The sequence below is a fragment of the Methylobacterium sp. J-088 genome (genome assembly GCF_022829295.1).
Taxonomy (GTDB): domain Bacteria; phylum Pseudomonadota; class Alphaproteobacteria; order Rhizobiales; family Beijerinckiaceae; genus Methylobacterium.
In genome coordinates, this window is record NZ_JAKSYH010000075.1 from 1 (window position 1) to 18,681 (window position 18,681).

17 protein-coding genes and 1 pseudogene are annotated in these 18,681 nt (G+C 68.9%); 8 read left to right on the plus strand and 10 right to left on the minus strand.

The window, feature by feature from the left end; genetic code table 11:
- Positions 1 to 138: 138 nt before the first annotated feature.
- Positions 139 to 1,267, minus strand: a protein-coding gene (gene prfB, locus MKK63_RS09140; RefSeq protein WP_244000861.1) for a peptide chain release factor 2 whose coding sequence is annotated in 2 segments (ribosomal slippage) — positions 139 to 1,197 and positions 1,199 to 1,267 — 1,128 coding nt in all. Because the reading frame shifts where the segments join, the coding sequence is not laid out codon by codon here.
- Between the two features lie 188 nt (positions 1,268 to 1,455).
- On the opposite strand from prfB, the gene MKK63_RS09145 reads away from it, so the two are divergent.
- Positions 1,456 to 1,794, plus strand: a complete 339-nt coding sequence (locus MKK63_RS09145; protein ID WP_244000863.1) for a DUF3140 domain-containing protein — start codon at positions 1,456 to 1,458, stop codon at positions 1,792 to 1,794.
- Between the two features lie 24 nt (positions 1,795 to 1,818).
- Here MKK63_RS09145 and MKK63_RS09150 read toward each other — a convergent pair whose 3' ends face one another.
- Positions 1,819 to 2,178 carry a hypothetical protein gene (locus tag MKK63_RS09150; RefSeq protein WP_244000865.1) on the minus strand — a complete coding sequence of 120 codons (360 nt, stop codon included), beginning with the start codon at positions 2,176 to 2,178 and terminating at the stop codon, positions 1,819 to 1,821.
- 111 nt (positions 2,179 to 2,289) lie between these two features.
- Positions 2,290 to 2,502 carry a hypothetical protein gene (locus MKK63_RS09155; RefSeq protein ID WP_160533643.1) on the minus strand — a complete coding sequence of 71 codons (213 nt, stop codon included), beginning with the start codon at positions 2,500 to 2,502 and terminating at the stop codon, positions 2,290 to 2,292.
- A 418-nt stretch (positions 2,503 to 2,920) separates the two neighbouring features.
- Here MKK63_RS09155 and MKK63_RS09160 point away from each other — a divergent pair, with 418 nt between their 5' ends.
- Positions 2,921 to 3,328: a hypothetical protein gene (locus MKK63_RS09160; protein ID WP_244000867.1), complete on the plus strand. Its 408-nt coding sequence runs from the start codon at positions 2,921 to 2,923 to the stop codon at positions 3,326 to 3,328.
- A 67-nt stretch (positions 3,329 to 3,395) separates the two neighbouring features.
- On the opposite strand, the gene MKK63_RS09165 is transcribed toward MKK63_RS09160, so the two are convergent.
- The gene (locus MKK63_RS09165) at positions 3,396 to 4,613 is read right to left on the minus strand and encodes an LL-diaminopimelate aminotransferase (protein WP_244000869.1); all 1,218 of its coding nucleotides are present in this window, start codon (positions 4,611 to 4,613) and stop codon (positions 3,396 to 3,398) included.
- A gap of 112 nt (positions 4,614 to 4,725) precedes the next feature.
- Positions 4,726 to 5,124, minus strand: coding sequence for a hypothetical protein (locus tag MKK63_RS09170; protein WP_409564496.1), 399 nt, complete (start codon positions 5,122 to 5,124; stop codon positions 4,726 to 4,728).
- Positions 5,125 to 5,501: 377 nt separating this feature from the next.
- Here MKK63_RS09170 and MKK63_RS09175 point away from each other — a divergent pair.
- Positions 5,502 to 7,124, plus strand: a pseudogene (locus MKK63_RS09175) (PHA/PHB synthase family protein); the annotation flags it as partial.
- A gap of 165 nt (positions 7,125 to 7,289) precedes the next feature.
- Here MKK63_RS09175 and MKK63_RS09180 read toward each other — a convergent pair.
- The gene (locus MKK63_RS09180) at positions 7,290 to 8,597 is read right to left on the minus strand and encodes an OmpP1/FadL family transporter (RefSeq protein WP_244000871.1); all 1,308 of its coding nucleotides are present in this window, start codon (positions 8,595 to 8,597) and stop codon (positions 7,290 to 7,292) included.
- Between the two features lie 417 nt (positions 8,598 to 9,014).
- Here MKK63_RS09180 and MKK63_RS09185 point away from each other — a divergent pair, with 417 nt between their 5' ends.
- The gene (locus tag MKK63_RS09185; protein ID WP_244000873.1) at positions 9,015 to 9,899 is read left to right on the plus strand and encodes a fumarylacetoacetate hydrolase family protein; all 885 of its coding nucleotides are present in this window, start codon (positions 9,015 to 9,017) and stop codon (positions 9,897 to 9,899) included.
- Positions 9,900 to 9,943: 44 nt separating this feature from the next.
- Positions 9,944 to 10,945 (plus strand): biotin synthase BioB, encoded by a 1,002-nt coding sequence (gene bioB, locus MKK63_RS09190; protein ID WP_244000875.1) that lies wholly within the window; start codon positions 9,944 to 9,946, stop codon positions 10,943 to 10,945.
- Positions 10,946 to 10,974: 29 nt separating this feature from the next.
- Here bioB and MKK63_RS09195 read toward each other — a convergent pair whose 3' ends face one another.
- The 4 genes from MKK63_RS09195 to mnmA form a co-directional block, all read right to left on the minus strand.
- Positions 10,975 to 12,429, minus strand: a complete 1,455-nt coding sequence (locus MKK63_RS09195; RefSeq protein ID WP_244000877.1) for a sensor histidine kinase — start codon at positions 12,427 to 12,429, stop codon at positions 10,975 to 10,977.
- Positions 12,430 to 12,794: 365 nt separating this feature from the next.
- Entirely contained in the window at positions 12,795 to 13,592 is a 798-nt protein-coding gene (locus MKK63_RS09200) for a TVP38/TMEM64 family protein (RefSeq protein WP_244000879.1), read from the minus strand.
- On the minus strand, positions 13,589 to 14,242 hold the full coding sequence (locus tag MKK63_RS09205; protein WP_244000880.1) for a class I SAM-dependent methyltransferase: 654 nt from the start codon (positions 14,240 to 14,242) through the stop codon (positions 13,589 to 13,591). Before MKK63_RS09205 ends, MKK63_RS09200 begins: the two co-directional genes overlap by 4 nt.
- Positions 14,243 to 14,267: 25 nt before the next feature.
- Positions 14,268 to 15,422 (minus strand): tRNA 2-thiouridine(34) synthase MnmA, encoded by a 1,155-nt coding sequence (mnmA, locus tag MKK63_RS09210; protein ID WP_244000882.1) that lies wholly within the window; start codon positions 15,420 to 15,422, stop codon positions 14,268 to 14,270.
- Between the two features lie 248 nt (positions 15,423 to 15,670).
- Here mnmA and MKK63_RS09215 point away from each other — a divergent pair, with 248 nt between their 5' ends.
- From MKK63_RS09215 to MKK63_RS09225, 3 genes are all read left to right on the plus strand, one after another.
- Entirely contained in the window at positions 15,671 to 17,296 is a 1,626-nt protein-coding gene (locus MKK63_RS09215) for a flagellar hook-length control protein FliK (RefSeq protein WP_244000884.1), read from the plus strand.
- 74 nt (positions 17,297 to 17,370) lie between these two features.
- Positions 17,371 to 18,054, plus strand: coding sequence for a flagellar hook assembly protein FlgD (locus MKK63_RS09220; protein WP_244000886.1), 684 nt, complete (start codon positions 17,371 to 17,373; stop codon positions 18,052 to 18,054).
- A gap of 91 nt (positions 18,055 to 18,145) precedes the next feature.
- Positions 18,146 to 18,421: a DUF1153 domain-containing protein gene (locus MKK63_RS09225; RefSeq protein WP_007569077.1), complete on the plus strand. Its 276-nt coding sequence runs from the start codon at positions 18,146 to 18,148 to the stop codon at positions 18,419 to 18,421.
- Positions 18,422 to 18,681: the final 260 nt, after the last annotated feature.

Consider the following 18,681-nt stretch of genomic DNA (forward strand, 5'->3'; position numbering starts at 1 on the left):
CCCTCCCCCGCAAAGGGGGGAGGGAGGGCGCATGTGCCAGCCGAGCCGCCCCACTTGGCAACTGCACGATGATCCCCAACCCGATGTGTAAATCCGCCAGCTCTGCGGGAGAGGGAGAGCAGCGGAACCGCCGACCGATCAGTCGATATCCTCGACCGCTTCCATACCGCCGAAGACCCGCTGGGCGAGCGAGGCTTCCATGAACGGGTCGATGTCGCCGTCGAGCACCTCGTCCGGATCCGTGGACTGCGTGCCGGTGCGCAGATCCTTCACCAGCTGATACGGCTGCAGCACGTAGGACCGGATCTGGTGGCCCCAGCCGATATCGGTCTTGGAGGCGGCCTCGGCGCTGGCCTTCTCCTCGCGCTTCTTCAGCTCGGCCTCGTACAGCCGGGCCCGCAGCATGTTCCAGGCGGTCGCCCGGTTCTTGTGCTGCGAGCGCTCCTGCTGGCACGCCACCACGATCCCGGTGGGATTGTGGGTGATACGCACCGCCGAGTCGGTGGTGTTGACGTGCTGGCCGCCGGCGCCGGACGATCGGTAGGTGTCGATCCGGCAGTCGGATTCCTTGATCTCGATCTCGATCCGGTCGTCGATCACCGGATAGACCCAGACGCTGGCGAAGCTGGTGTGCCGCCGGGCACTGGAATCGTAGGGCGAGATCCGAACCAGACGGTGCACGCCGGACTCGGTCTTGAGCCAGCCATAGGCGTTGTGGCCCTTGATCAGGAGCGTGGCGCCCTTGATCCCGGCCTCTTCGCCGTCGGTCATCTCGACGACCTCGACCTTGTACTTTCGGCGCTCGGCCCAGCGGGCATACATGCGCTGAAGCATGTTGGCCCAGTCCTGGCTCTCGGTGCCGCCGGCCCCGGCATGGACTTCGAGATAGGTGTCGAACCCGTCGGCCTCGCCGGACAGCAAGGTCTCGACCTGCCGGCTCGCGGCCTCCTTCTCGACGGCCAGGATCGTGGCCTCGCCCTCGCGGATCGAGGATTCGTCACCCTCCATCTCGCCGAGTTCGATCAGCGTGGCGCCGTCCTCAAGATCGCGCTCCAGCTTCTTGATCGCCGTGACGGCCTCGTCGAGCTGCTGACGCTCGCGCATGACGTTCTGGGCGGCCTCGGCATCGTTCCAGAGGTCGGGGTTCTCGGAAGCTGCGTTCAGCTCCGCGAGGCGTTTATCGACTGTATCCCAGTCAAAGATGCCTCCTCAGCAGCCCTATAGACTGCTTGGCGGCATCCGAGGCTTGCTCGATCTCGGCGCGCATCTGGTTCTTCGGAAAACGTGGGAGGCTGGTCGGGCCGGGGTGATACCCGCCGGGGGCCGGCCTGTAAACGCCACCACGCCGCCGTATGGGCCCTCCGTGCGGCGGCCGACCGCAGGGACGGGAGCGACCCCTCCGGCCCCGGACGCGTTGGTGTTGACACCTGACGGGGCAGACGAAGGAGCGGATCAATGGCAGAGGCCGACCACGCCGAGACCTGGAAGGACTTCAACGAAGCGGTCAACATGACGCCTGCGGCGCTGAAGAAACATCTCGACAGCGGTGCCAGCCAGGAGGTCGGCCAGAAGAAGGACGGCGATGAATCGACCGGCCACGAGATGGGCCGGCGCATCCTGGCGATCAAGGACACGAAGAAGGCCGACCTGACGGACGACGACTACGCCGCCATGCGCAAGGTCGTGGGCTACGTCCATCGCCATCTCAAGCAAGGCGGCGCGGCCCGGAAGGACCCCGACTCGCCCTGGCGGCTATCGCTGATGAACTGGGGCCACGATCCACACAAGGATTGAGGCCCTGCAGCGGGAGACTGCAGCTCAGTAACGCGGCGGGACGACGTAGGACGGGGCGATCACGTATTCCTTCGGCCGCTTGCGCGCCCCGAACCGGCCCTCGGTGATCTGGTCGTTGTAATAGTCGAACCCGGTGTAGCCGAAGCCACCACCGTTCATCACCTCGACCACGGGGATCGCGGGCTGGGCGAGATCGGGGCGGCCCGGCGGCACGACCACCTTGCAGCAGCCCTCGGTGTCCAGGACCGTCGGTCCGTTCGGCGCCGTGAACACGTAGGACGGCCCACGATACGGCCCTGGCGCGTAGGCTGCGTCGGAGGCCGAGGCGCCCTGCCCCGCCACGAGAGCGAGGAGGCCGGCGGCGATCAGGGTCTTGGTGCTCACGCGATGCTCCGTCACAGGCCGGCTCGGCCGGCAACTCACGAACAGTCTAGCTGATCGCGGCCGGATTGTCCGGCTCTTCCGACCCGACCGGTTAGCGAATGGTCGGCCGGATCAACCCCGGGCGCGCAGGACCACCTGCGGGCTCGCCGGAACCGGCTTGCAATCCGAGATGAAGGCGTTGACCGGCAACGGCTTCGAATCACAGGCGTAGACATCCGTCGGGCCCGGCGCCGGGATCGGATCGCGGGCGATGATCGGGTTCGGCGCACAGGCCGAGGCCGCGGCGGCGAGCAGCAGGGCGGCGATCAGGTTCAGGCGGCGCATGCTTCTCTCGGGACGCGGGGGGACCCCTCCCCTGACCCTGGCCATCGCAATCCGCCCTGACAAGCGCCGGAGCTGGACGGCAGCACCTTTGGCGGAGCCTGTCGCGCCGCGGCAACAATCAGGGCGGGCGCAACCGGGGAACGGGATGCGGGCATCGAACCGCGTCTGCGTCCTGTTTCGTAAGGCCGAGACCACGGCAGGGCCGAGCTCAACAGCACAGTTTTTGGCTATTGAAGAACGCATCGGAAGGAAACTTGCTTCGATAGGCACAGCAGAAATAAAATTTATGATCTTTTGGTCAGATCTCTGAGAATAAAAGGGCATAAATCAGGATTAAAATCAGCGCTTTGCTCTTTCTTAACCATCCTGACCTAGGATCTGGCCGTGTCCCGACGCAAACCAGCCTGGAACAACCGCCATGAGATCGTCCCTCGCATCGTTGATGGCTGACGGGTTCAAGTCTTCGGCAGTCGGCCGTGCCAAAACCGTTCCCTCCACAAGTTTCGAGGGTGAGATCGCAGTCGCGGCCCAGGTTATTGCGGATGGCTTGGCCGAAATGTGGGCGGCCCGGCGCGATACGGCGACGGCGCGGCCTTCGGACCCGGCGAGCAGGCGCGCCCTGCTCGACTCCATCACGGACCGGACCGGCATCCTGACCGCGCGGACGACCGCACCGGCGGCGCAGCTTGGCACGGCCGGCGGCTTCGGGCAGGCCGGGGCGTCGATCCACGACCTCGCCCGCAGGGTCCGGGCGGCCGAGACGCTGGCGCCGCACCCCGCGAACAGGCGTACGGTGCAACTCCGGGCATCCGGCGGCACAGCGTAAGTCCCCACCGGGCCCGAGCTTCGCACCGCGAGGGGCGCGGCGCCGGCTGGTTCGCGGCGGGTCGGCCTTACCCGGCCCGCACCATCGGCACGACGTTGTGCAGGGTCTTGTCGGTGCCGTCGAAGAACCGACGCACGTTGCGGGCGGCCTGGCGGATACGCTGCTCGTTCTCGACGAGCGCGATGCGCACGTATTCGTCGCCGAACTCGCCGAAGCCGATGCCGGGCGCGACCGCCACGTCGGACTTCTCCAACAGCAGCTTCGAGAATTCGAGGCTGCCCATCTCCCGGTAGCGCTCGGGGATCGGCACCCAGGCGAACATCGAGGCGGCGGGCGACGGGATGGTCCATCCGGCCTTGCCGAAGGATTCCACCAACGCGTCGCGGCGCTTCCGGTAGATGCTGCGCATCTCGTTGATGCAATCGTCCGGCCCGTTGAGGGCTGCGGTGGCGGCGACCTGGATCGGCGTGAAGGCGCCGTAATCGAGGTAGGACTTCACCCGGGTGAGCGCCGCCAGAAGCCGCTCGTTGCCGACCGCGAAGCCCATGCGCCAGCCAGCCATCGAGTAAGTCTTCGAGAGCGAGGTGAACTCCACCGTGCAGTCGATCGCGCCCGGCACCTGCAGGACGGAGGGCGGCGGATTGCCGTCGAAATAGACCTCCGCGTAGGCCAGGTCCGACAGCAGGATCAACTCGTGCCGCTTCGCGAAGGCCACGAGGTCCGTGTAGAAATCGAGGTTCGCCACGTAGGCGGTGGGGTTCGACGGGTAGCACACCACCAGGGCGACCGGCTTCGGGATGGAGTGGCGCATGGCCCGCTCCAGCAGCGGGAACATCGCCGGGGTCGGCTCGGCCGGCACGGAACGGATCACGCCGCCCGCCATCAGGAAGCCGAAGGCGTGGATCGGGTAGCTCGGGTTCGGCACCAGCACGACATCGCCCGGGGCGGTGATCGCCTGGGCCATGTTGGCGAAGCCTTCCTTGGAGCCGAGCGTCGCCACGACCTGCGTGTCGGGGTTCAGGTTCACGCCGAAGCGGCGCTGATAGTAGCCGGCCTGGGCCTTGCGGAGCCCGGCGATGCCCTTGGAGGCGGAATAGCGGTCGGTGCGCGGGCGTCCGGCGGTCTCGCACAGCTTGGCGATGACGTGCTTGGGAGCGTCGAGATCGGGGTTGCCCATGCCGAGGTCGATGATGTCGGCGCCCTGCGCGCGGGCGGCGGCCTTGATCCGGTTGACCTGCTCGAAGACGTAAGGCGGCAATCGCTTGATGCGGTGAAAGTCGGTCATGGGCCTGTCCATCGGCGCGCCCCGGAGCTGGCGTCTCTCATTTGTGCCGGTCGCGCGAACCAAAGACTGTAGCAGACTTGAGCGCCGCCGCCGACCCACAAAACCGCGGCTCTTACGGAGGCGGGGGCGCCGGCTTGATCGTGGCGGCCGCACCCTGGCCGGCGCTCGCGGCGGCACGGCCGCGCGCCACGTTGCGGCCGCGCGCGCTCTCCAGCTCGGCTTCCAATTCCTTCTGGCCGGTGACGGACTTCGCCCGGATCGGGCGCTTCGGCGCGTCGACGCCGACAGGCATGTAGTCCGGCGCGGCCTTGCTGCGGGTTTCGGCCACGAAGTCCGGCGCTGCGACGACCCGTGGCCCGTAGCCCGCATCGGAGGCGAGCGAGCGCACGACGTCGCCCGAGCAGGCGGCCAGCGATCCGGCGAGGAGTGCGAGAATCGACGCGCGGATAAATGCCGGGTGCCGGCCGGGATCACGGAGGCAGGATCCGGGGTTCAAAGAGGGTCGATCCATAGTCACATGTCCATGAGAAGACGCGCGGGCATGAGAAGATCGGCGGGATGTTTCGATCGCGTTCGTGAGCGCACTGGCGAAAACTCTGGCTCGCTCTTTATTTTGTCGGAAACGCGGCCCCTGCGCGGGTCGACGGATAAACCCACAGGGAGGCACGTTTGACCAGCCCTCAGGCGCCGGACCGGACCGCCCCTCCGAAATCGCCGACCAGCGGCGCGATGCCCACCGACGTCAGCCCGGCCTTGCCGGACTTCGAGGCGCTGTCGCGCAACGCCGGACAGTTCATGGAAGCGATGGGCCGCAATGTCGGCCGTCTGCTTCAACCCGAAGCCCAGGCCGGCGCCCCCGGCGGGGACATGAACGAGGCCGCCAAGGTCCTCCAGCAGGTGGCCGAGGCTTGGCTCGCCGACCCGAACAAGAGCGCCGAGGCCCAGGCCCGCCTGTCCCAGGCCTTCTTGAATCTTTGGGGCTCGACCTACCTGCGCCTGCAAGGCCAGCCGGCCGATCCCGTGGCGCTCCCCGAGCCGCGGGACGCGCGTTTCGCGCACGCCGATTGGTCCACGAACCCGTATTTCGACTTCCTCAAGCAGGCCTACCTGATCGGCACCCGCTGGGCCGAGGGGCTGGTCGAGGAGGCCGATGGGCTGGACGCGCATACGCGCCACAAGGCGCAGTTCTACCTGCGCCAGTTCACCAGCATGCTCTCGCCCTCGAACTTCCTGCCGACCAACCCGGAATTGATCCGCCACACCCTGCAGGAGAATGGCGCCAATCTCGTCCGCGGCCTGAAGATGTACGAGGAGGATCTGGAAGCCGGCGGCGGGCAGTTGCGCGTGCGCCAGACCGATCCCAGCGGCTTCGAGGTCGGCAAGAACGTGGCGGTCACCCCTGGTGAGGTGGTGTTCCGCAACGACCTGATCGAGCTGATCCAGTACAGCCCCACCACCGAGATCGTCCTGCGGCGCCCGTTCCTGATGGTGCCCCCCTGGATCAACAAGTTCTACATTCTCGATCTCAATCCCCAGAAGAGCTTCTTCAAGTGGATGGTCGACCAGGGACTGACGGTGTTCTGCATCTCGTGGGTGAACCCGGATGCGCGCCACGCCGACAAGGACTTCGAATCCTACATGCGGGAGGGGATCGAGGCGGCGATCGACGCGATCGGCGTCGCCACCGGCGAGAGCGAGGTAACGGCCGCCGGCTACTGCGTCGGCGGCACGCTGCTGTCCGTCACGCTCGCCATGCAGGCGGCCACCGGTAACCGGCGGATCAAGAGTGCGACGCTGCTGACCACCCAGGTCGACTTCACCCATGCGGGCGACCTGAAGGTTTTTGCCGACGAGGACCAGATCCGCCAGATCGAGGCCCGCATGGAGCAGCAGGGCTACCTGGAGGGTACCCAGATGGCGAACGCCTTCAACATGCTCCGGCCGAACGACCTGATCTGGCCGTACATCGTGAACAACTACATCAAGGGCAAGGCGCCCACGGCCTTCGACCTGCTGTACTGGAACTCCGACGCGACCCGGATGCCGGCGGCGAACCATTCGTTCTACCTGCGCAACTGCTATCTGAACAACACGCTGGCGCAGGGCCGGATGGTGCTGGGCAACGTCCGGCTGGACCTGAAGAAGGTGCAGATCCCGATCTTCAACCTCGCCACGCGCGAGGACCACATCGCCCCGGCGCTCTCGGTGTTCGAGGGCTCGAAGGTTTTCGGCGGCAAGGTCGATTTCGTGCTCGCGGGCTCCGGCCACATCGCGGGGGTGGTCAATCACCCGGCGAAGCCGAAATACGGCTACTGGACCGGCGGACCGGTGAAGGGGACGCTGGAATCCTGGATCGCGGCCGCGGTGGAAACCAAGGGCTCGTGGTGGCCCTACTGGTTCCAGTGGATCGAGTCCCAGGCCCCCGAACGGGTCCCGGCCCGCAAGCCCGGCGGCGATGCGCTGCAATCCCTGGGTCCGGCCCCGGGGACCTACGTGCGGATGCGCGCCTGAACCCACCTCCCCCCGAAACAGATCGGGATCGGCCATGGACCCGCCTTGTCGTCCCGGACGACGCACGGGACGCAAGACAGCCCAAGATCTGCACGCGACCCGTCGCACGGAATGGCAGCGCTACGCTCGCAAGGCCGAGCGCAGCGAAACAGTTGAGCGGGCGCCTCAGTACTTCCGCACCAGCGGCGCGGGCGCCGGCGGGGCGCCGAACACGTAGCGGAAACCCACCGAGACGATGTCGGCGCTCGAGTCGACCACGCCCGCGAAGGCGATGTTGCCGACATTGTAGTCGCGCCCGATGCCGGCCAGGATCCGCGACCGGTCGAGGAAGAAGTGCGAGTAGGCGGCGTTGAGGGTCAGCTTCTCGTTCCACCGATAGCTTGCGCCGACCGAGACGTTGTAGCGGTCGCCATCGGGCAGGCGCACCGAGCGGTTGGAGAAGTCGATCGGCGAGGTTTCGTAGGCGAAGCCGGTGCGCAGCGTCAGGTTCGGCGCGGCATCGTACTCGGCGCCGATCGAGTAGGTGTAGCCGTCCTTGTAGTTCAGCGGCAGCGAATTGACCGGTAGGCCGAGCGTCTTCGAGACGATGCCGATATTGCCGAGCCTCGACCAGTTGTCCCACTCGAAGCCGAGGTTGACCCGCGCCACCGGCGAGATCGCCTGGGTCAGGCCGACGCTCAGCTTGTCGGGGGTGTTCAGCTTGGCGCGGACCTGACCGGCGGCGCGGGCCAGGGCGACGAGGGGCACGCCGATCGAGCCGTCGATGTCGTGGTGCACCGAGGAGCGGTAGCCGATGCCCAGCACGGTCCCGTCGCGCGGCGTGATCGTGGCGCCCGCGGTGAAGCCCGCGCCCCAGGACTCGCCCTTGAGGAAGGAACTCGGATAGACGGTCGGCTGGATGCCGGGGATCGGCAGCGCCTGCCGCAGGGTCAGGCGGAAATACTCGATGTTCGGACCGGCGGCGACGGACAGCCACTCGTTGACCTTGAAGCCGATCACCGGGTTGAAGGCGAGCGAGAAGATCCGCGACGAGCGTCCGTAGACCTCACCGGCCCAGACCTGCCGCGGCTTGGTCACGAGGCCGAAGGGCGCCCCGGTCGACAGGCCGAGCCAGAGGCGGTCGTTGAGCTGGTAGGAGGTCGCCCCCGCCGGCACGACCGCACCCTGGCCGATATCGCCGGAACCGCCGAGGCGGGCCAATCCCGGATTGGTGCCGATATCCGGCCGGATCGTGGAGGACAGGCCGATATAGGTAAGATTCTGCTCCGCGACGAAGCCCGGGTTCATCGTGATCGTCGCGGGATTCCAGAAGATCGAGGAGACGCCGCCCGAACCCGCCGCTGCGCCGGCCCAGGCGAGCCCCTGCGCCTCGGTGCTCTGCTCCCGGATCCCGAACGCGCCCGCATGCGCCGCCCCGGCGCCGAGGACCATCGCTGTCGCCGCGAGCATCGCCGCGCGCACCGTCCCGCCCATCTCGTCCCCCAAGCCCTTCGACCCTGTCGGGCACCGTCGAGTGTTCGTGACTCGTTATGCGGCACCGCTTCGCTCATGGTGCCAATTCCGAGGGCAAAACCGCAACGACAATCGGTCATTCCTGCGCGAAGACGAAGCACGCCGACATACCTAAAGTATGCTCCAGGATGCTGCAGATATTGCGGGGATGACTGTTTTTCCGAGATCCTATCCTGAGTTCCGCCGCACAGGCGCCAGCAGGAACAATAGATCAATAAACTGGTAGATATGCACTTTTCCGCCAGCACGTTGCTCAACAGCAACACGTGCGCGGCCCCCGCTCCGCAGCGTTGGCGCTTGCGCCTGGACCGGCGCCCGGCCATGGTCCCGGCGGCCGGCGGAGACCGGTTCCAGGGGCAGGAATTCAGGAGCGCGGCGATGAAGCTCTTCCGGCACGGTCCGAGCGGCGACGAGAAGCCCGGCCTCGTGGACGCAAACGGGGGCCTGCGCGACCTCTCGGGCATCGTCCGCGACATTGCCGGACCGGCGCTGTCCCCCGAATCGCTCGCGCGGCTGCGGGCTCTGGATCCCGAGACCCTGCCGAAGCTGCCGCCGGACGTGCGGCTCGGCCCCTGCGTGGGCGGCACCCGCAACGTGGTGGCGATCGGCCTGAACTTCGCCGACCACGCTGCCGAGACGGGCTCGCCGATCCCCGCGGAGCCGATCATCTTCAACAAGGCGCCATCGAGCCTGTGCGGCCCGAACGACGCGGTGATCCTGCCCAAGGGCTCGTCCTGCACCGATTGGGAGGTGGAACTCGCCGTGGTGATCGGCCGGCGCGCCAGCTACGTCCACGCCAACGAGGCGCTGAACTACGTGGCGGGCGCCTGCATCTGCAACGACGTCTCCGAGCGCGACTGGCAGATGAACCGCGGCCCGACCTGGACCAAGGGCAAGAGCGCGCCGACCTTCGGGCCGCTGGGCCCCTGGCTGGTGACGCTGGACGAGATCCCGGACCTCAAGAACCTCGCCATGAGCCTCGACGTGAACGGCGAGCGCCGGCAGACCGGCTCGACCGCGACCATGATCTTCGACGTGCCCCAGCTCGTCGCCTACACGTCGCACTTCATGCTGCTGGAGCCCGGCGACGTGATCACCACCGGCACGCCGCCGGGCGTCGGCCTCGGCATGAAGCCGCCGCACTACCTGAAGGCCGGCGACGAGATGGTTCTGCGCATCGAGCGGCTGGGCGAGCAGCGCCAGACCGTCATCGCCTTCGACGACTGGACCGCCAAGGTCTCGGCCGGTGAGCCGACCGACTGAGCCGGGTGCTTGATTTTTTTGCGCCGATCCCACTCAAAGGCACCATGAGCCAAGTCACCACCCCGTACCCGCAGGACATCCGCCACGATTGGACCGTGGCGGAGATCCAGGCGATCCACGACCTGCCGCTGCTCGATCTCGTGCATCGGGCCGCCACCGTGCATCGAGCGTACAACGACCCGGCCGATGTCCAGCGCGCGAGCCTGTTGTCGATCAAGACCGGCGGCTGCCCGGAGGATTGCGGCTACTGCTCGCAATCGGCCCACCACAAGGAGACCGGGCTGCCGCGCCAGCGCCTGATGCCGGTGGAGACCGTGCTGGCTGAGGCCGCCGCCGCCAAGGCGTCCGGCGCGACCCGGTTCTGCATGGGCGCAGCGTGGCGCAGCCCCAAGGACGGGTCGGATTTCGACGCGGTGCTCGCCATGGTCCGCGGGGTGCGCGGCCTCGGCATGGAGGCCTGCGTCACGCTCGGCATGCTGACGGCGAGCCAGGCCGAGCGCCTCGCCGAGGCCGGGCTGACGGCCTACAACCACAACCTCGATACGGGACCGGACTATTACGACAAGATCGTCTCGACCCGGACCTACGAGGACCGGCTGAACACGCTGGATCGGGTACGCGCGGCGGGGATCGGCGTCTGCTGCGGCGGCATTATCGGCCTGGGTGAGGGATCGAGCGACCGCGTGGCGATGCTGCACGTGCTGGCCAACCACGCGCCGCACCCGGAAAGCGTGCCGATCAACGCGCTGGCGGCAGTCGCCGGTACGCCGCTGGGCGACACAGCCGAGGCGATCGACCCGTTCGACATGGTGCGCATGTGCGCCACCGCCCGCATCGTGATGCCCCGCGCCCGGGTCCGGCTCAGCGCAGGCCGGCGGGCGCTCAGCCGGGAGGCGCAGGCTTTGTGCTTCCTGGCAGGGGCCAACTCGATCTTCTACGGCGAGCGGCTGCTCACCACCGCCAACGCCGAAGCGGATGCGGATGCGGCCCTGCTGGCCGATCTCGGCATTCGCGTCGCCGAGCCGGTCCTGGCGGCTGCGGAATAGGGCTCCGTCCCGAGGGCGGGATAAAGGCTTCAGCCCTCGGCCAGCACGATCCGGAACCGCGCCCCGTCCTCGCAGGTGTCGAGAGTCAGCGTGCCGCCCATGATCCCGATCAGCTCGGCAGCGATCGGCAGGCCGAGCCCCGTTCCGCCGGACCGCGTCGAGCCGGCAAACGGTGCGAACAGGTTTTCCCGGGCGCGCGCCGGCAATCCGGGGCCGTTATCGGCAACCAGAATGATGATCCGCCCCGGCTCCTCGCGCGCGGCCGTGACCCGCACCGTGGCGTCGGCGACTTTGGCCCCATCGAGGGCCTGCACGGCGTTGCGGACGAGGTTGGCCAGCGCCCGCCCCAGCTGCTCCGGATCGGCCTGGACGGACAGGCCGCCCGCCGCCACCTGCACGGCTACGGGATGTGCCGACAGCGCGGCAAGGTCCGGGAGCTCCGCGAAGATCGGCGCCAGCGTCGTCCGGACGAGGCGCGGCGCCCGCTCGCTCACCCGGCCATAGGCGAGCGTCGCCTCGCAGAAGCGGATCGCGCGGGCGAGCGTGTCGACGAGGCGCGGCGCGACGCGCTGGACCGTGGGATCGGCGGTGCCTTCCAGACGATCGCCGAGCAATTGCGCGCCGGTGAGAAGGTTGCGCAATTCGTGGCTGATCTTGCTCACGGCGAGGCCCAGCTCGGCCAGCCGCCGCTTCTGCCGGAGCTGATCGGCGAGGCTGCGCTGCATCCGCCCGAGCGCCAGCTCGGCCTGTCCGATCTCGTCGCTGCGGCGGGACGGCGCGATGATCCGGCCGGCATCCTCCGGATCGTCCGCGAAGGCGGTGATGCTGGTCACCAGCCGCCGCACCGGGCGCACGATCAGGACCTGGAGCACCACGAAGACCAGCCCCGCCGCCGAGGCCGCGATGATCAGCGAGGAGACCAGCAGCCGCAGGGCGTAATCGACCATGGCCGAGCGGAGCGGCGCCTCATCGAGCAGGATCTCGACCCGATCGAAGCCGATCCCCCCTTCCCCGACAACGCGGATCGGCTCCTGCGTCGGGGCCACCAGGGTCCGCCACGCCCCGCGGATCGCCGAGAAAGCCGTGACATCGCGCAGGTCGACGGTATCGGCGACGCGTTCCGGCACCGCCTCGATGGCGAGCAAGCGCTGCGTGCCGCCGCCGCGGACCGCGATGGCGCGGGCGTTGACCCCGGCAAGCAGCCGGCTCTCCAGCGCCTCCGAGACCGGCTCGCCCGTCCGGCCGTCGAGGACCAGGGCGGCGACCTGCGCGGCCGCCAGCCGATCCGACATCCACTCGATCCGATAATTGGCCACTGCCGGCACGTAGGTCAGCACCTCCGCCACCGCCACGAACGCCACGGTGACGAGGAACAGCCGGCCGGACAGACCTAGGCGCAGCCTGCGCCGGTCGGACCCGTCGCGGGTCTGGACCGGGATTGGCACGGCGGCCGTCGCGACCGCGGTGTCGGACTCGAGCGTCATGCCGGTCACGCTCCGCGCGGGCGTCGCGGAGGCGGAACGAGACGGCGGTGGTTGCTCGAGCCGGTTCCGGCCTTCGCGGGGGACATGTTCACAAGCCACGGTCTTGCAGGCGATACAGCCTCTAGGCCGCGAGCACTATAATGTAATGGCCCGCCAGCGGTTGCATCTGCCATCGCCACCGGATTCACGGTTGGGAACCGTCCGCGCGTCCTGGCACGGTCGCTCGATCGCATTGCAATCCGGCGGACTCGAACATTTGAACCGACAGCCCAAGTGCATTTTCGGCACGCCCTGCACTTGGGAATAGCGGCACGTCGTTGTTTTGACGCGCTCTCTCGCGTCGATGCGGGATCCGCGTCCGCAAATCACGTCTCAGAGCGGCGCCGGGCGCGCCGACCGAGGGCCATGCTGACCAGGGCGAAGGCGGCCAGCATCACGAGACCCGCCACCATCTTGGGCGTCACGAGGTCCCGCAGGGTCAGGGACCGGTCACAGTCGGTTGCGGCCGTAGCCAGGCAGGCCGTCCGGGCGGCCTCGTGGGCGGCGACCACATCCTCGATGCCCGCCCCCGTGGTGGCGTACACGAAGACCCCGGGCAGCAATCCCAGGAAGGTCGCCAGCACGAAGACCCGCATCTTCACCCCGAAGGCGGCAGGCGCGAGATTCGTCACCCAGAACGGGAACAGCGGCAGCAACCGCAGGACCGCGATGTAACCGAAGGCGTCACGGCGAAAACCCTCGGCGAGGCCCGCGAGGCGGGTCCCGCCCATCCGGCGGAGCAGGTCGGCGCCGGGCCCCCGGCCGATGGTGAACACGATCGCCGCCCCCGTGGTCGCGGCGCAGAGCGCGGTCAGCGCCCCCGGCACGATCCCGAACAGGAAGCCGCAGATCATGGTGAGGATCAGCGTGGCCGGCACCGACACAACCACAGCCCCGACATAAAGGCAGTAGGCCGAGACCAGCGCGCGGCCATAATCGGCCTCGACGTATCCCCGCAGCCACGCCCGGGAGGCGAGCAAGCGGTCGAGGCTCAGGAGTTGCGCCGCGCCCGAGACGAGGACGATGGTCGAGATGCCGATCAGCAGCACGAGCGGCAGCCAGCGCCGGACACGCTTCCAGCGGCCCTCGCGGGGGGCCCCGGCGACGGGCAGAACCTCGCTCACCCGGACTTGCGCATCCGCAGGATCTTGAAGAACCCGCCCGGGAAGGTCGGCTTCAGGCCCAGAACCTCGACGCCGTTGCGCCGGGCCCAGGCCTCGATCCGCGTGGCCTTGAAGTCCGAGGACCAGCCGATCTTGGTGCAGAGCGGCGCCACGATCTCTTCGACCCGGGCCAAGGGGCCGTCGCTCTGGCCGAAATGGTTGGCCAGCACGATGCCACCGCCGGGCCGCACCACGCGCAGGAACTCGGACATCGCTGCCTCGGGGTCCGGCACCAGGGTGATCAGGAACTGCGCCACCACGGCGTCGAAGCTCGCATCGGCGTAGCCCAGGTGGCAGACATCCATCACCTGCAGCCCCTTCACGTGGGCCAGGTTCCGGCGCCGGACCTTGGCGCGGGCGCGCTTGAGCATGTCCTCCGAGAGGTCGACGCCGCAGACGAAACTCGCCTTCGGATAGTAGCCGAGCGCCAGCCCGGTACCGACGCCGGCCTCCAGGATCCGCGGGCCATGCTCGGCGGCGGCCTCCACGGCCGCGCGGGCGGCGGGCTCGGTGAGCTTGTCGTAGACCACGTCGTAGACGGGGGCCCAGCGCGCGTAGGCCTTGCGCATCAGGGCCGTGCTCGGCCCGGCCGTCTGCGGCTCGCTCAGCATCGTTCGGACATTCCAGAGATTGAGATCAGGCGGCCTCGCGAGGCCGGGCCGACAACGCGTCGACGCGCCGGATGGTGCCGCCACCGAGCACCCGGGCGCGGGGGCCGTCATCCGCGTAGATCGCGCAGGCCTGGCCCGGCGACACGCCGTCCTCCGGCTCGGCGAGCACCACTTCGGCGGTGCCGTCCGGCCCGACCGTGAGGGTCGCCGGGCGCGGCGGCCGGGTCGAGCGCACGCGCACAGCCACGGAGAGGTCGCGCACGGCTTCGGCCGGCCCCTCGCCGAGCCAGTTCAGCTCCGAGAGGCGGATACGGGCGGTGGCGAGGGCGGTCCGGGGGCCGACGACCACCCGGGCGGTATCCGGCTCCAGCCGCACCACGTAGAGCGGCTCGGCGCCTGAAAGGCCGAGGCCCCGGCGCTGGCCGACCGTATAATGCACGATGCCATCGTGGCGGCCGAGGACATGGCCCGCGAGGTCGACGATCTCGCCGGGCCGCGCCGCGTCCGGGCGCAGGCGGGCGATCACGTCGCTGTAGCGGCCCTGCGGCACGAAGCAGATATCCTGGCTGTCGGGCTTCTCGGCCAGCGACAGGCCGAGGTCCTTCGCGAGGGCCCGGGTCGCGGTCTTCTCCATCTCGCCCAGCGGGAAGCGCAGGAAGTCCAGCTGCTCGGCGGTGGTCGCGTACAGGAAATAACTCTGGTCCCGGGCGGGATCGAGGGCGCGGTGCAGCGCCCGGCCACCACCCGGCAGCGCCCGGCTCGCCACGTAATGGCCGGTGGCCAGGGCGTCCGCGTTCAGATCCCGGGCGAGGCCCAGGAGATCGCGGAACTTCACCGTGCGATTGCACTCGACGCAGGGGATCGGCGTCTCGCCCGCGAGGTAGCTCTCGGCGAATTTCTCGATCACCGCGTCGCGGAACCGATCCTCGTAGTCGAGGACGTAATGCGGAATGCCGAGATGCTCGGCAGCCGCCCGCGCGTCGTGGATGTCCTGCCCGGCGCAACACGCGCCCTTGCGATGGCTCGCCGCGCCATGGTCGTAGAGCTGGAGCGTGACGCCGACCACGTCGAAGCCCTGGCGCTTCAGGAGCCCGGCGACCACGGAGGAATCGACGCCGCCCGACATGGCGACGACGACGCGCGTCTCGTGGGGGGCTTTGGGGAGATCGAGGGCGTTCATCACGAGGATCCGCAGCCGCCTGCCCGGAAGCTTCCCGGCTGCACGGGGCGTCTATAGCGGGAGTCCGCCCGGCTTTCCAGCGTGAACGGCCCGCTCCGGTGCGGCCGCCCGGCAGATCCTGCCGGGCAGGCGGCAGCTTCGACCTTGGGCCCGCCCTTCGATTTCAAAAAAACTTCTATTTGTCAGTTTCTTAGCTCGGCGCATCGTTGGCGCGCACCTTGCTGCATCGCCCTCAAGAGGAGCCCGGAATGGCGAGCGGTGCGACGGATCGGTTGGACGTGCCCGCGTGGATCCCATCCACGCGGACGAGCTGGGACGCGGCGGGCATCGCCGCGCGGTCCGGCACGTCCACGCAGGACCGGTTCGGCGCGGCCCTCGACGCCGCCCGAATCCGGGACGACGCCGCAGTCACGCAGGCCCGTTCGGCCGGCCAGCGCGATGCCGCCGACGCGACGCGGACGCGGCAGGCGACGCAGCGCGCGGAAACCGACGCCGCCCGGACGGTTTCGGAGCGGAACCGCGACGCAGCCGCGCAGGCCGAGGCCCGAACTGCGGAGACGCGTTCGGCTGCCGCCCTGCCGAAGAAAGCCGCGACCGCGGTGACGCCCGGTACGCCCGCACCGGCAGCCGCTCCACGCGCCGAGGATCCCGCTGCCGCGCCCGCTCCGCACCCGGAGCCATCCGCTTCGGCGGCGCCGCGCGCGCCATCAGAGCCCACCCCGCAGGACGCACAGGCCCCCCTGAAGGTCGCAACGGCCGGCACGCCGGTGCAGGATTCGGTGGCCGACACGCCGGTCACGGACGCCGATACCCCCGCCCCGGCCGAACCCCAGGCACAGGCGAGCCAGGTCGAGGTCCCGGCGCAAGCTGCGCCTCCCGATCCCACCGCCACGCTGCTGAGCCTGCTTGCCGCGATGTCGGGCGGCGCGACCATCAACAGCGCTACGACCAAAGCTCAGGCTCCGGAACCGGACACGGCCGGCAAGGAGAGCATTACAGCCACGCTCCCGGCCGGCGCCGGAGCGGCCCTCTTGGCCTCTGTCGGACCAGCGCCAACGCCCTCCCGGACGGGCACGGTCGATGCTGCGCCGGAGACGACGGTTACGGGGATCGCCGGGCCGGGTGTCGGCACGAAGGGGGCCGCGGCGGGCGCGGCGCGATCCGAGCCGGTCAATCCGGGAGCCAGCCCAGTCGCGACCGTTCAGACCGGCACGGGCGATCCGACGACGCCTGCGGCCAACTCTGGCGCGGATTTCCTCGCCGCCCTGGCCGATGCCGGTCAGGCTGCTGGCCAGTCCTCCGCTTCCGGTGCGGCCGGCCCTGCGCCGCAGGCGGCGGGCTTGGCCAATCCGGGCGGGTTACCGGCGGCGACGGCATCCGCCGGGTCCGCGGCCGCCGCGCAGGCCGTACCCGTTCAGCCGACAGCGCCCGCCCAGCCCGATCCGGCGATCCCGATCGGGCAGGTCCCAATGACCATCGGCCTGCGCTCGCTGAACGGATCGAACGCCTTCCAGATCCGGCTCGATCCGATCGAACTCGGGCGGGTCGACGTCAAGCTTGAGATCGACAAGGCCCGCGGGACGGTCACGACGCACCTCGTGGTCGATCGGCCGGAGACCCTGGCGATGCTCCAGCGCGATGCGAACCAGCTGCAACAGGCCCTGACGCAGGCCGGCCTCGATCCATCGGCCGGCGGCCTGAATCTGTCCCTCCGCGGCGACGGCAGCGCGCAGACCGGCGGCGGCAACGGCCAACAGGGCGGCTCTCCCCAGGGGGGCTCGGCCGGCTGGACCCGGGATCAGGCCGAGGCGCCGCAGGAGATCGCCCCGACGCGATGGCTGCGCGGCTACGGCGGTCTCGACATCAGGATCTAGGCGCGGCGGCCCCTCGCCGAACGACACGCCATCATCGTGCGCCCGCGCTTGGGCGCGGCACGGGAGAGACCAGCATGACCAGCGGCATATCGGGCCTCGCCAGCACGGCATCGGCCACCAGCGCGGCGTCGAAGAGCGGGAACGCGACCGAGATCGCCAGCAACTTCACGCAGTTCCTGACGCTGCTCACCACGCAGCTCAAGAATCAGAACCCCCTCGACCCGATGGATACCAACCAGTTCACGCAGCAGCTCGTGCAGTTCGCCGGCGTCGAGCAGCAGCTCAAGACCAATGACCGCCTCGACAACATCCTCACCGCCTCGCAATCGGCGAGCTCGGCCACGGCGACGAGCTACATCGGCAAGACCATAACGGCGAGCGGGGCATCCTCGCAGCTCTCGGGCGGCTCGGCCGCCTGGACGCTGACCCCGGCCCGCGCCGCCTCGAAGGCGGTGATCACGATCCTCGATTCCAACAGCAACGTCGTGGCGACGCAGGCGACGTCGCTCGCCGCCGGAAGCCAAGCCTACACGTGGAACGGCAAAACCTCGGCCGGTCTGACCGCACCCGATGGCACCTATTCGATCAAGGTCTCGGCCACGGACGCCACCGGATCCACCGTCGCGGTCGATACCAGCCTGTCGGGGACGGTGGACGAAGTCGATCTCAGCGGCTCTTCGCCGGTTCTGCTGATCGGCTCGCAGAAAGTGCCGCTGTCGAGTGTGCAGACGATCGGGTTGTCCACAAGTGGCGCTTAACGAATCACATTCGAGCGACGCGCTTCAACATCTCTTAAGCGGGCGCAAGTACCTTGAAGCCTCGACAGGTCAGTCGAGTGTAGAGCGTATCATGACCGAACCTAGCCGCCCGAGAGTAAAGTACGTGATCGGGCCCGACGGCAGTCCTTTGACCATCGCGGACCTCCCGCCCCCGAGCACCCGCCGTTGGGTGATCCGGCGCAAGGCCGAGGTGGTGGCCGCGGTGCGCGGCGGCCTCCTGAGCCTTGAGGAGGCCTGCAAGCGCTATACCCTGACCACCGAGGAATTCCTGAGCTGGCAGTTCTCCATCGACCAGCACGGGCTCGCCGGTCTGCGGACCACACGGATCCAACATTACCGGCACTGATCCGGGCGTCTTCAGGGATAGGCCAGTTCGCCCGAGCCGACAGGTCCCGAAGTCTCGCGAAGCCGCGTCCCGACCCCGGGCGCGGCTTCGTGGCGTTGAAAGCGACCTCCGACGAAGTGGACACCGGTTCGGCGCAAGAGGGCGCGTCAAAGCAAAGGCTGAGAGCAGCGCACGGTCGCCTCGCGACCGGGAACGGCTCTGGCCACCGGCTGCATGCAACTGCAGGTCCGGGCATTAACGCCGCGCTAACCACGACCTGG